General features: G+C 72.4%; 9 protein-coding genes and 3 pseudogenes. 3 read left to right on the forward strand and 9 right to left on the reverse strand.

Going from position 1 to position 12,111, the window contains the following annotated elements; translation table 11 throughout:
* Positions 1 to 15 precede the first annotated feature (15 nt).
* Positions 16 to 1,089, forward strand: coding sequence for an aminotransferase class V-fold PLP-dependent enzyme (locus QUE44_RS11285; protein ID WP_286214638.1), 1,074 nt, complete (start codon positions 16 to 18; stop codon positions 1,087 to 1,089).
* On the opposite strand, the gene proC is transcribed toward QUE44_RS11285, so the two are convergent.
* From proC to QUE44_RS11315, 6 genes are all read right to left on the reverse strand, one after another.
* The gene (gene proC, locus QUE44_RS11290; protein ID WP_433997169.1) at positions 1,086 to 1,883 is read right to left on the reverse strand and encodes a pyrroline-5-carboxylate reductase; all 798 of its coding nucleotides are present in this window, start codon (positions 1,881 to 1,883) and stop codon (positions 1,086 to 1,088) included. The two genes, QUE44_RS11285 and proC, sit on opposite strands and share 4 nt — an antisense overlap.
* 93 nt (positions 1,884 to 1,976) lie before the next feature.
* Positions 1,977 to 2,726, reverse strand: coding sequence for an ABC transporter permease (locus QUE44_RS11295; protein WP_286214641.1), 750 nt, complete (start codon positions 2,724 to 2,726; stop codon positions 1,977 to 1,979).
* Positions 2,723 to 3,454, reverse strand: a complete 732-nt coding sequence (locus QUE44_RS11300; protein WP_286214642.1) for an ABC transporter ATP-binding protein — start codon at positions 3,452 to 3,454, stop codon at positions 2,723 to 2,725. Before QUE44_RS11300 ends, QUE44_RS11295 begins: the two co-directional genes overlap by 4 nt.
* Positions 3,455 to 3,486: 32 nt before the next feature.
* Positions 3,487 to 4,017, reverse strand: a complete 531-nt coding sequence (locus QUE44_RS11305; protein ID WP_286214643.1) for a TetR/AcrR family transcriptional regulator — start codon at positions 4,015 to 4,017, stop codon at positions 3,487 to 3,489.
* Positions 4,018 to 4,082: 65 nt separating this feature from the next.
* Positions 4,083 to 4,565, reverse strand: coding sequence for a hypothetical protein (locus tag QUE44_RS11310; protein ID WP_286214644.1), 483 nt, complete (start codon positions 4,563 to 4,565; stop codon positions 4,083 to 4,085).
* Positions 4,566 to 4,593: 28 nt separating this feature from the next.
* On the reverse strand, positions 4,594 to 5,343 hold the full coding sequence (locus QUE44_RS11315) for a hypothetical protein (RefSeq protein ID WP_286214645.1): 750 nt from the start codon (positions 5,341 to 5,343) through the stop codon (positions 4,594 to 4,596).
* A 60-nt stretch (positions 5,344 to 5,403) separates the two neighbouring features.
* On the opposite strand from QUE44_RS11315, the gene radA reads away from it, so the two are divergent.
* Positions 5,404 to 6,777 (forward strand): DNA repair protein RadA, encoded by a 1,374-nt coding sequence (gene radA / locus QUE44_RS11320; RefSeq protein ID WP_286214646.1) that lies wholly within the window; start codon positions 5,404 to 5,406, stop codon positions 6,775 to 6,777.
* Positions 6,778 to 6,860: 83 nt separating this feature from the next.
* On the opposite strand, the gene QUE44_RS11325 is transcribed toward radA, so the two are convergent.
* Complete coding sequence (locus QUE44_RS11325) at positions 6,861 to 7,460, reverse strand: hypothetical protein (protein ID WP_286214647.1); 600 nt, start codon at positions 7,458 to 7,460, stop codon at positions 6,861 to 6,863.
* 55 nt (positions 7,461 to 7,515) lie between these two features.
* Here QUE44_RS11325 and QUE44_RS11330 point away from each other — a divergent pair.
* A pseudogene (locus QUE44_RS11330) lies at positions 7,516 to 8,429 on the forward strand (HhH-GPD family protein).
* Positions 8,430 to 8,444: 15 nt separating this feature from the next.
* Here the strand turns inward: QUE44_RS11330 and QUE44_RS11335 are convergent.
* A pseudogene (locus QUE44_RS11335) lies at positions 8,445 to 9,457 on the reverse strand (aldo/keto reductase).
* A gap of 103 nt (positions 9,458 to 9,560) precedes the next feature.
* Positions 9,561 to 12,082 (reverse strand): annotated as a pseudogene (locus QUE44_RS11340) (ATP-dependent Clp protease ATP-binding subunit).
* Positions 12,083 to 12,111: the final 29 nt, after the last annotated feature.

The following is a 12,111-nucleotide window of genomic DNA, read 5'->3' on the forward strand; positions in this document are numbered from 1 at the left end:
CCCGAGCATGGAGGCATGCTTGCGATCGCCTCCGCCTTCACCCGCGTGCCGGGCTACCTCGACACCGCGTCCTACGGGTTGCCTTCCCGCGCGGCGGCCCGCGCGGTCCGCGACGCGGTGCGCGCGTGGCAGGCCGGAACGCTCGACCCCGCCGCGTTCGACCCCGCGGTGGAGCGCATGCGTGCGGCGTTCGGGACGCTCGTCGGCGCGGCCGCGGATGATGTGACGCTCGCCGGTTCGACGTCTCAGGTCGTGGGCATGGTGGCTGCCTCGCTTCCCGACGGCGCGCGCGTCGCGATTGCCGAGGGCGACTTCGCCTCGGTGTGCTTCCCGTTCCTTGCGGACCCGCGCCTGCGGGTCGACGTGGTGCCGCTCGACGGGATCGTGGCGGCGGCTGCCACGGCCGACCTCGTGGCGGTGAGCGCCGTGCAGTCGTCCGACGGCCGGGTCGCGAATCTCGACGCGCTGGCCACTGCGGCGCGCGTGTCGGGCGCGAAGACGCTCGTGGACGCGAGTCACGCCGCGGGATGGATGGAGCTGTCTGCCAGGGACTTCGATGTGGTGGTCGCGAGCGCCTACAAGTGGCTCGCCGCTCCGCGCGGGATCGCGCTCGCGGCGGTGCGACCCGACGCCGCCTGGGTGCGTCCCGTGAACGCGGGCTGGTACGGAGCGGACCGGCCGTGGGACTCGCTGTACGGGCCGCGCATGCAGCTCAGCGCGACCGCGCGCCGCCTCGACACGTCGCCGCCGTGGCAGCTGGTCGAGGCGGGCGCGATCTCCCTCGAGCTCCTCGCGAGCCAGGCGGTCGCGGAGATCGGGGCGCATAGCGTGGGCCTCGCGACGCGTTCCGCGAGCGCATCGGGATGCCACGCGGCGCCTCGCCGATCGTCGCGGTCGAGGGTGTCGACGCGGACGCCCTGGCGGGAGCCGGGATTCGCGCCTCGTCACGCGGCGGTCGCGCGCGCTTCGCCTTCCACGTCGCGAACGACGAGCGCGACGTCGACCTGGTCGTCCACGCGGTGCGCGCCAAGGCCCGTGCGGCGGCGTGAGGCGTCACCGCACCACGGCGAGAGGGAGGCCGGGCCCTAGCCCGCGAGCTCGGCGCCGAGCTCCTTCGAGCGCGACACGGCGGCGTTGGCGCCCGCCGAAATCACGCCCTGCAGGCCCGCGTGGGTCATCGCGTCGAGCGCCGCGAGCGTGGTGCCTCCGGGCGAACTCACCCGACGTCGCAGCTCCTGCGGCGTGTCTCCCGACTCGGCGAGCAGCTGCGCCGCCCCCGTGAAGGTCTGCTGTGCAAGCGTGCTCGCGAGCTCGCGATCGAGGCCCTGCATCACGCCTGCCTCGGTCAGCGCCTCGACCACCGCGAAGAAGTAGGCCGGGGCCGACCCGGCGACGGCGATCACCGCGTCGATGTTCTCCTCGGGAACCCTCACCACGAGGCCGGTCGCCTGGAGCATCGTCTCGACGAGCGCGAGGTGATCGTCGGTGGCCGCCGCACCGGCGGACACCGAGGTCGCGCCGCGACCCACGACCGCGGGGGTATTGGGCATGACGCGCACGACGGGCGTGCCCGCGGGCAGGTGGCGCTCGTAGAAGGACGACGGCAGCGCCGCGGCGACCGTCACGACGAGCGTGCCGGGGGTGACGGCGGCGGAGATCTCGTCGAGGACCTCCGCCATCTGCTGTGGCTTGACGGCCAGGAGCACCACTCCCGCGCCGGCCGCCGCCTCGGCGGCGGCGCCCGCGGTCGCGACCTCGTGCGCGTCCGCGAGGGTCGCGAGGCGCTCCGCGTTGCGGTCGACGACCGTGATCGACGAGCCCGGCCACCCCGCGACACGCATCGCGGAGACGAGGGTTTCGCCCATCACTCCGCCGCCAATCACGGCGACGGAAGGGTGCTCGGACAGGGGGAGGCTGGCGTGCTCATGGTTCCAACCTAGCGCGGCCTCCCGACGCGGGCCCGGCGGGTGGGGGCGTCACGCCGTCCGGCGCCGCAGCGTCACCACCCCGAGCGCGAGGGCGCCCGCGATGAAGGCCGCCAGGATGGCCACCTCGGGCCAGATGCCCGCGGTATCTCCTGCGACCAGGTCGTTGATCGCGTCGATCGAGTAGCTCATGGGCAGGGCGTTGGAGATGAGCTCGAGCGCGCGCGGCATCTCCTCGCGCGGCATGAAGAGCCCCGGGATGAGGAGCTGGGGCAGCAGCACCGCTGGCATCATCTGCACGGCCTGGAACTCGGTGCGCGCGAGCGACGAGGCCGCGAGGCCGAGCGCGGTGCCCAGCAGCGCATCGAGCACGATGACGAGCACGAGCGCGCTCGTGGCGCCCGCGATCTCAAGGTCGAGCGCGTACACCGTGAAGACGACCAACAGCGTGCCCTGGACGATCGCGACGAGTCCGAAGGCGCTCGCGTATCCGAGCACGACATCGCTGCGGCGCAGCGGCGAGGCCATGAGACGCTCCATCGTGCCGGACGTGCGCTCCCGCAGCGTGGATACCGACGTGATGATGAACATGAGGATCATGGGAAACAGCCCCATGAGGCGCGCGCCGAGCGGGTCGAAAAGCGGCTGGCCGGTCGCGGGATCCGGAGTGTCGCCGAACATCCACCACAGCAGCGTGAGCAGGAGCATCGGCACGACGATCAGCAGCGCGACGGTGCGGTGGTCGCGGCGCAGTTGCTGCAGGATGCGGCGCGCGGTGGTCGCGGTGAGCCGGGGGTTCACGACGCCCTCCGGGTGGCGAGGGCGAGGAAGGCCGCCTCGGCATCGTCCGTTCCCGTGCTCGCGAGGATGTGGGCGAGCGTGCCGTCCGCGAGGATTTTCCCGTCCCTGATGAAGACCAGCCGGTCGCAGCGCACGGCCTCGTCCATGACGTGGCTCGACACCAGGATGGTGGTGCCCGCGTGCGCGAATCGCCTCAACAGCGCCCACAGCTCGTTGCGGATCGCGGGATCGAGCCCCACGGTCGGCTCGTCGAGGATGAGAACCTCGGGGCGTCCCACGAGGGCCGCGGCGAGCGAGGCGCGTGTGAGCTGGCCCCCGGACAGCGTGCCCGCGAGTTGGTCGGTCTGATCCGCGAGGCCCACCGCGTGGATCGTGTGGGTGACCGTCTCAGGCGGCGCGTCGACGAGCGACGCGAAGTACGCGACGTTCTCGCGCACCGTGAGGTCGGGATAGATCGATGGCGCCTGGGTCACGTAGCCGACGAGCGCGCGGACCGGGGCGCTGCCCGCCGCGTGGCCCGCGACGGTCACGGTGCCGCCCTGCGTGATCTGCGCGCCCACGATCGCGCGGATCAGCGTGGACTTGCCGGCGCCCGAGGGCCCCAGCAGGCCGACGATCGACCCACGGGGGATCTCGAGGCTGAGGTCGTGAAGGACTTCCCTGCCGCCGCGCACCACGCGCAGGCGGTCGACCACGATGACGGGCGCCTCGGCGCTCTTATTCTCCATTTGATGAATCATGCGCCCGGCCGGGCGCGCTGTCAACCGGAGAGGTCCCCGTCGAGGTAGCGCTGGAGCGTGGGGGCGTACAGGGCGGAGAGCGTGTCGCGGCTCGCGGTGGCCAGCGGCGGCACCTCGAGCACGTAGCGTCCGAGTGCGAGTCCGGTGAGCTGTGTCGCGCACGCCGCGGCGCGCTCGGGTGCGCGGTCCTCGCGCACGAGCCGCAGGACCAGGTCTCGCATCATGACCCCCGCCATGGCCGCGCCCACCTCATGGGTCGACACCGCCGACGCGAGGACCGCGCGCATGCGCGCGCCCGTGACGGGGTCCTCCCACAGGTCGAGGGCGAGCCGGAGCAGGCCGTCGCCCAGGCGTTCTCGGGGAAGCGCGAGGAGCGCGACCACGCGCTCGTCATTCTCGGCGAGCGGCCTCATCACCTCGACGAAGAGGTCCGACTTGGCGGGGAAGTAGTGGCGCACGAGGGCGGGGTCGACGCCCGCGGTGCGGGCGATCTCGCGCACGGACGATGCCGCGTAGCCCTTCTCTCCGAAGACCCGGGTGGCGGCGGCCACGATGTCTCCGCGCGTGTCTGAGTCACCTCCGCGCGGACCGCGGCTGCGCGCCCTCTCCTGCGGGGTCATAGGCCGAGCGCGGCGACCAGCGCGAGCGCGGCATCGGACGGGCCGACCGCCTCGAAGTAGGCGGCGTCGTGCGTCCACATCACGCGCGTCTGGCCGTCTCCCGTGCGCTCGGCGCGCTCGCCCACGACCGTGCCCGCGACGACCGCCTCGGCGAGCTCGGCGTCCGGGCCGGCCTCACGGACCAGGGCGTCGTGAGCGTCGGCGGCGTGATAGAGCTGGCGCGCCTCGAGCGTGACCTCCGAGGCTCCGTCGCTGTACGTGAGCGTGTGGTGTTCCGCGACGCGGCCGGGCAGGGCATCGTCAAGCAGCGGATCGTTGGTCACGACCGCCACGAGGGCCCATGTGCCGGCCGTGGTCGGCAGCGCCGCAAGGAACGCGGTCGGGTCCTCGGGGGTGATGGGCTCGACCGCCGTGCCGGCGGGCGCCGAGATGACGCGCTGTTCCGGCAGCGTGATCGCCTCGGGGCGCAGCACCCCCACCACAGCGCGGTCGCGATCCCTCCCAGGATCAGCAGCCCGATGACGATGAGCGGCCACGCGCGTCCTGGCCTGCGTCCGGGGACGGGTCCCTCGCCGCGCCCGCCGGAGCCGGAGTCGCCGCCAGCGGCCTGCGTCGTCGGCTCGTCGGGCGGGGGGACGATGCCGCGGTCGCCCGGCGCGAGGGCGACGCCGCCGGCGATGCCGCGGGGGCATCGTCCGTTCCCCCCATCACCGGGGCGAACGCGGTGGGCACGACGCGCGGGCGGTACAGCGGCGCGTCCCCGCTCGGCAGGCGCGTGATGGTCGGGGCCTCGGCGGCCGGTCGGGCGGTGGCGAACGTGGGCACAAAGGCGGGTGCGTCGTCCTCGAGAGCGAAACCAAGATGCGCGGCCGTGGCCAGATCTGACGCGTCTCTTGACGCGACGCGTGGCACGCCGCCGAGCGGAGTGGGGGCGCCTGCCGCCGACAGCGCCGCGTTGGTCGCCGCCGCCGCGCCCAGCCGGTCGAACGGGCGCAGGGGTGCGCTCGGGGTCGCGGGGGCCGCATCGTGGGAGGCGGCCTCGAAGGGCGAGCGTGGCTCGGGCAGCACCTCGTGTGCGGGGGGACCGGGGTTGGGGGCGGTGAGGTCGTCGTCCACGTCGATCTCGATGGGCTCGGGTCGCGGCTCGGCCCGGTGTGCGCGCGGCGCCGCCGGCTTGGAGGGCGCCACCGCCTCGCGGGGCGCGCCCAGGGAGGGAGAGTGCTCGGATGTCGCGTCGCCCGCTTGCTCGGCCGTCATGGGGTCAGCCTAGGGGCGGCGTCCGACGGCGGTGTCTGACCACGCCGGTAGCGTGAGCGCATGGCCGCCACCACCCGCAAGACATCGCCCGGATACCGCTGCACCGAGTGCGGCTGGACCGCGGTGAAGTGGGTCGGTCGGTGCGGCGAGTGCCAGGCATGGGGGACCGTGATGGAGGCGGGCGCGGCCCCCGCGGGTCCCGCGACCAAGGCGACCTCGGTCACCACGCCCGCGACGCCCCTGCCCGACGTGTCGGCGGCCGCGGCCTCGCGCTCCGCCACGGGGGTCGGGGAGTTCGACCGTGTCCTGGGCGGCGGACTCGTGCCGGGCGCGGTGATCCTGCTCGCGGGCGAGCCGGGCGTGGGCAAGTCCACGCTCCTCCTCGACGTCGCGGCGCGCACCGCCCGCGCGGGCGGGCGCGTCCTCTACGTGACCGGTGAGGAGAGCGCGGGTCAGGTGCGCCTGCGGGCCGAGCGGATCGGGGCCCTCGAGCAGGAGGTGCTACTCGCCGCCGAGACGGACCTGGGGGCCGTCCTCGCTCATCTCGACCATGCCGAGCCCACGCTCGTCATGATCGACTCGATCCAGACCATCGCCTCGGCGCAGATCGAGGGCACCCCCGGCGGCGTGGGCCAGGTGCGCGAGGTGTCGAGCGCGCTCATTCAGGCCGCCAAGACCCGTGGTCTGCCCATGGTTCTCGTGGGACACGTGACCAAGGACGGCTCGGTCGCCGGGCCCAGGATCGTCGAGCACCTGGTCGACGTCGTGTGCCACTTCGAGGGCGATCAGCACAGCCCGCTGCGGCTGCTGCGCGCGCTCAAGAACCGATTCGGCTCGGTCGACGAGGTCGGCTGCTTCCAGCTGGTCGACACGGGAATCGAGTCCGTGTCGGACCCCTCGGGGCTGTTCCTGTCGCGCGAGGCGGAGTCCGTGCCGGGCACGTGCCCCACGATCACGATCGACGGCAAGCGCCCGTTGCCCGCGGAGATCCAGGCCCTCGTCGCGCCCAGCGCCCTCGCGAATCCTCGCCGCGCGACCTCGGGTGTCGACGGCCCCAGGGTGGCGATGCTTCTCGCGGTCCTTCACCGCCGCGTGGGGCTCGCTGTCGCGGCGGACGACGTCTACGTCTCGACGGTCGGCGGCGCGCGCGTCACCGAGCCCGCGGCGGACGTGGCGCTCGCGCTCGCGCTCGCCTCGGCTCGCGCGGATGTGCCCGTGCGATCGAACTGGGCCGCGGTCGGCGAGGTGGCGCTATCGGGCGCGGTGCGACCCGTCTCCGCCACGGCTCAGCGCGTCGCGGAGGCCGCGCGGCTCGGCTTCACGGATGTCATCGTGCCCGCCTCGACGGAGACCGGCCGCCTGCCCGCCGGCGTGCGCGTGCATCCGGTCACCTCGGTCGCACAGGCCGTCGCCCTCGCGCTTCCGCGCGACTGATAGCTGGTGCTTCCGCGCGACTGAGAACTCGTGCTGCCGCGCGACTATCGGTCGGGCCGCGCCCGGGCGGCCCGGGCATCGTTCTACTGCAGATCGAAGCGTGCCGCCTCGGCCGCCACCCCCGCGAGCGTGAGCTCCGCACGGTACGTGCCGGCGCGCGGAGCGGCATCCACCGTTGCGCATCCCTCCGCGGACCGGATGCCGGGCCACGCGACCGTGGCGTCCTGAGTGTCGCCCGGCTGGAGGAGCCACTCGGCGTCGAGGAGCGAGGCCTCGGCGGGACAGTCTCCCGACGACCAGATGCGGTCCTCTCCCGACGTGATGAGGAGGGTGGTGGCGTCGCCCGTCGCGTCGAGCACGCACGGCGCGGTGCCCGTGTTCTCGACGGTGACGTCGAAGCGCGCGGGGCTGCCGGCGGCGACCGTCGCGGGGTTCGCGGCGACGGTGACGGCGAGGCCGTCCTCCGCACACGCGACCGTCGCCGTCGACGCGGCGGCGGAGTTCGTGGGCGAGGCCGTGGGCGACGGGGACGCGCCGGGCTGCGGGTCACCCGCCGATCCGAGTGCGCGCGTGATGAGCCACACGACGATCACGACGGCAGCGAACGCGAGGAGCACCACGGCACGTCGACCCCAGTAGACCGCGGCGGGCTGGTCGCCCACCGGCCTGAGGAACCCGTTCATCGTGCCTCCTTGTCGCCTCCACGGTAGGCGCGCCGTCGCTGGGATGATGGACGGCATGCCGACCGCCGCTCAGAATCTCGCGAGTGCCGATCCCGCGACGGACACTGCCCGGGTCGCCGCGGTCCGCGAGTGGTTCCGTGACGCCGGCCGCGACCTGCCGTGGCGCGGGGGCACCACGCCCTGGGGTGTGCTGGTCAGCGAGATCATGCTGCAGCAGACTCCGGTGGTGCGCGTCGAGCCCGTATGGCGCGAGTGGATGGCCCGCTGGCCCACTCCCGGCGACCTCGCGGCGGCCTCACAGGCCGATGCCGTGCGCGCGTGGGGGCGGCTGGGATACCCGCGCCGCGCCAAGCGGCTGTGGGAGTGCGCGGCCGCGATCGCCGAGCGTCACGGCGGGCAGGTGCCGTCCGACCCGGTCGCGTTGCGCGACCTGCCAGGGGTCGGGGACTACACCGCGGGCGCGGTGATGGCATTCGCCTTTGGTCGCCGGGCGCTGGTGCTCGACACCAACGTGCGGCGCGTCATCGGGCGGGCGTGGCGCGGCGAGGCACTCCCTCCCGCTCATCAGACCGCCGCCGAACGCACGCATGCGGCGGCGCTCGTGCCCGAGGGCGACGCGGCCGCGGCGGAGTGGGCGGCCGCATCCATGGAACTGGGCGCGCTCGTGTGCACGGCGCGCGTCGCGCGGTGCGACGAGTGCCCGCTCGCGCGGTCGTGCGCGTGGCTCGCCGCGGGCCGCCCCGGACTCGCCGAGGCGCCTCGCCGCACCCAGCCGTGGCACGGCACCGACCGCCAGGTCAGGGGAGGATCCTCGCCCTCTTGCGGGTGGCATCGTCCCCCGTCAACGTCACCGGACACGCCACGCTCGAGGACGTCGAACCGGGTCAGCTCGACCGCTGCCTCGAGGGGCTTGTCGCGGACGGGCTGGTGCGAGCCGTGTCGAGCGAGCGGGGCACGTACGAGCTGTGACCCCGCCCGCGCGGCCTACGCGTGGTGCGTGCCGTGCACCGCGTGCGGCTCGATGGCGGCGAGCTCGGCATCCGTGAGCTCGGGGAAGGAGAGCGCCTCGACGTTGGCTCGCAGCTGCGCCACCGAGCTCGCGCCCACGAGGGCCGAGGTCACGCGGCCCTGGCGCAGCACCCACTGCAGCGCGAGCTGAGCGAGGGTCTGGCCGCGGCCGAGAGCGATCTCGTTGAGCGCGCGCGTGCGCTCGATGTAGGTCTCGGAGATCTGCTTCTCGCTGAGGAACTGCGAGTGTGTGATGCGCGAGCCCTCGGGGACACCGCCCAGATAGCGGTCGGTCAGCATGCCCTGCGCGAGCGGCGAGAACACGATCGAGCCGGCGCCGACCTCGTCGAGCGCGTCCAGCAGCCCGTCCTCGGGGGTGCGCTCGTACATCGAGTACTTGAACTGGTGGATGAGCAGCGGCGTGCCCAGGTCCCGCAGGATCGCCGCGGCGGTGCGAGTGTCCTCGGGGCCGTAGTTCGAGATGCCGGCGTACAGGGCCTTGCCGGAGCGCACCGCCTGGTCGAGGGCCATCATCGACTCCTCGATGGGAGTGTCGGGGTCGGGGCGGTGGTGGTAGAACACGTCCACGTAGTCGACGCCCATGCGTGCGAGCGACTGGTCGAGGCTCGCGAGCAGGCTCTTGCGCGAGCCCCACTCCCCGTAGGGTCCTGGCCACATGTGATAGCCGGCCTTGGTGCTCAGGATGAGCTCGTCGCGATACGGCCTGAGGTCGCGCGCGAGGACGCCGCCAAAGTTCGACTCGGCGCTGCCGGGGGCGGTCCGTAGTTGTTCGCGAGGTCGATGTGCGTGATGCCCAGGTCGAAGGCCGCGAGCAGGATCTCGCGTTGCGTGTCGAGCGGGTGCAGTCCGCCGAAGTTGTGCCACAGGCCCAGGCTCACGGCGGGCAGCCGCAGGCCCGAGCGTCCGGAGCGGCGATACGGCATGGTCTCGTAGCGGGCATCGGCGGCCACATACGGGTCCTGTGTCATGGGGTTCAGCCTACGGTCGCCCGTCTCCCCGCACGGCACGAGGCCCGCCTCTCCCTGGGGAGAGACGGGCCTCGGTGAAGCCGAGCCGTGCGGCCGGTGCCGGCTACTCCTGCGTCGAGGAGTTGGTCGCGACCTCGGGGTCCGTGCCGAGCGGCTCGCCCACGACGGCGTCGCGGTCGATGCCCTCGAACGTGAACTCCGCAAGCACGCCCTCGCCCTGGACGTCGACGCGGATGATCTGGCCCGCGACGACCTCGCCGAAGAGGATCTTCTCGCTCAGCGGGTCCTCGATCTCGCGCTGGAGTGCGCGGCGCAGCGGTCGCGCACCCAGGACGGGGTCGTAGCCCTTCTCCGCGAGCAACTGCTTCGCGGCGGTGGTGAGCTCGATGCCCATGTCCTTGTCCTTCATGCGCTCGTCGAGGCGGGCGACCATGAGGTCGACGATCTGGATGATCTCGAGCTGCGTGAGCTGCGGGAAGACCACCACGTTGTCGACGCGGTTGAGGAACTCGGGCTTGAAGTGCTCCTTGAGCTTCGAGTTGACCAGCTTCACCATGTCCTCGTAGGTGTGGCCGCCCTCGCGGATCGCGGAGAATCCGGTGGCCTGGCGGCGCGAGATCGCGTCCGCACCCAGGTTGGTGGTCATGATGATGATGGTGTTCTTGAAGTTGACCTCGCGGCCCTGAGCATCCGTGAGCTTGCCGTCCTCGAGGATCTGGAGCAGCGAGTTGAAGATGTCGGGGTGGGCCTTCTCGACCTCGTCGAAGAGCACCACGGAGAACGGCTTGCGGCGCACCTTCTCGGTGAGCTGGCCACCCTCCTCGAAGCCCACGTAGCCGGGGGCGCTCCGAAGAGTCGCGCGACCGTGTGCTTCTCGCCGTACTCGGACATGTCGAGCGAGATGAGCGCGTCCTCGTCCCCAAAGAGGAACTCGGCGAGCGCCTTGGCGAGCTCGGTCTTTCCCACACCGGTCGGGCCGGCGAAGATGAACGAGCCGCCCGGACGCTTGGGGTCCTTGAGGCCCGCACGCGTGCGGCGGATCGACTGCGCGAGCACCTTGATGGCCTGCTCCTGGCCGATGATCCGCTTGTGAAGGTCGGACTCCATCGACAGCAGTCGCGAGGACTCGTCGGAGGACACGCGCGTGACGGGCACGCCGGTGGACATCGACAGCACCTCGGCGATCAGGTCCTCGTCCACGACGGCGGCGACGTCGAGGTCGCCCGACTTCCAGGCCTCCTCCTTGCGCGAGCGCTCCTCCGAGAGGCGGCGCTCGACGTCACGCAGCGACGCGGCCTTCTCGAAGTCCTGCTCGTCGATCGCCGACTCCTTGTCGCGACGCACGTTCGCGATCTTGTCGTCGAGATCGCGCAGCTCGGGCGGCGAGGTCATGCGGCGGATGCGCAGTCGCGCGCCCGCCTCGTCGATGAGGTCGATCGCCTTGTCCGGCAGGAAGCGGTCCGAGATGTAGCGGTCGGCCATCGTCGCGGCGGCGACGATCGCATCGTCCGTGATCGTGACGCGGTGGAACGCCTCGTAGCGGTCGCGGAGCCCCTTGAGGATCTCGATCGCGTGGCTGAGCTCCGGCTCCGGCACCTGGATGGGCTGGAAGCGGCGCTCGAGGGCGGGGTCCTTCTCGACGTGCTTGCGGTACTCGTCGAGCGTGGTCGCGCCGATGGTCTGCAGCTCGCCTCGCGCCAGCATGGGCTTGAGGATCGAGGCGGCATCGATCGCGCCCTCGGCGGCACCCGCACCCACGAGCGTGTGGATCTCGTCGATGAACAGGATGATGTCGCCGCGCGTGCGGATCTCCTTGAGCACCTTCTTGAGGCGCTCCTCGAAGTCACCGCGGTAGCGCGAGCCGGCCACGAGAGAGCCCAGGTCGAGCGTGTAGAGGTGCTTGTCCTTGAGCGTCTCGGGCACGTCGCCGCGCACGATCGCCTGCGCGAGTCCCTCGACCACGGCGGTCTTGCCGACGCCGGGCTCGCCGATCAGCACCGGGTTGTTCTTGGTGCGGCGGCTGAGGACCTGCATCACGCGCTCCATGATGAGCTCGCGGCCCACGACGGGGTCGAGCTTGCCCTCGCGCGCGGCCTGCGTGAAGTTGCGACCGAACTGGTCGAGCACGGTCGAGCCAGCGGGCTGACCCTCCTGAGGGCCGCCGCCGGACGTCACCGGCTCCTTGCCCTCGTAGCCCGACAGCAGCTGGATGACCTGCTGGCGCACTCCGCCCAGGTCCGCCCCGAGCTTGCCGAGCACCTGTGCCGCCACGCCCTCACCCTCGCGGATGAGGCCCAGCAGGATGTGCTCGGTGCCGATGTAGTTGTGGCCCAGCTGCAGCGCCTCGCGCAGGGACAGCTCGAGCACCTTCTTCGCGCGCGGCGTGAAGGGGATGTGGCCCGACGGGGCGTGCGAGCCCTCGCCGATGATCTCCTGAACCTGCTCGCGGACGCCGTTGAGGGAGATGTCCATCGCCTCGAGGGCCTTCGCGGCCACGCCTTCGCCCTCGCGCACCAGGCCGAGCAGGATGTGCTCGGTGCCGATGTAGTTGTGGTTGAGCATGCGCGCCTCTTCCTGCGCCAGCACGACCACGCGACGGGCTCGATCGGTGAACCGTTCGAACATGTCAGCCTCCCTTGTTTCGTCCGGCCGGA

It is taken from the genome of Demequina sediminis (assembly GCF_030296675.1).
Lineage (GTDB): Bacteria > Actinomycetota > Actinomycetes > Actinomycetales > Demequinaceae > Demequina > Demequina sediminis.

What these genes read in the sequence shown, in the direction of transcription:
- QUE44_RS11285 (WP_286214638.1), top strand. Translation starts at nt 16, where the DNA reads ATGCTTGCGATCGCCTCCGCCTTCACCCGCGTGCCGGGCTACCTCGAC.
- QUE44_RS11300 (WP_286214642.1), bottom strand. Translation starts at nt 3,454, where the DNA reads ATGGAGAATAAGAGCGCCGAGGCGCCCGTCATCGTGGTCGACCGCCTG.
- QUE44_RS11315 (WP_286214645.1), bottom strand. Translation starts at nt 5,343, where the DNA reads ATGACGGCCGAGCAAGCGGGCGACGCGACATCCGAGCACTCTCCCTCC.
- radA (WP_286214646.1), top strand. Translation starts at nt 5,404, where the DNA reads ATGGCCGCCACCACCCGCAAGACATCGCCCGGATACCGCTGCACCGAG.
- QUE44_RS11325 (WP_286214647.1), bottom strand. Translation starts at nt 7,460, where the DNA reads ATGAACGGGTTCCTCAGGCCGGTGGGCGACCAGCCCGCCGCGGTCTAC.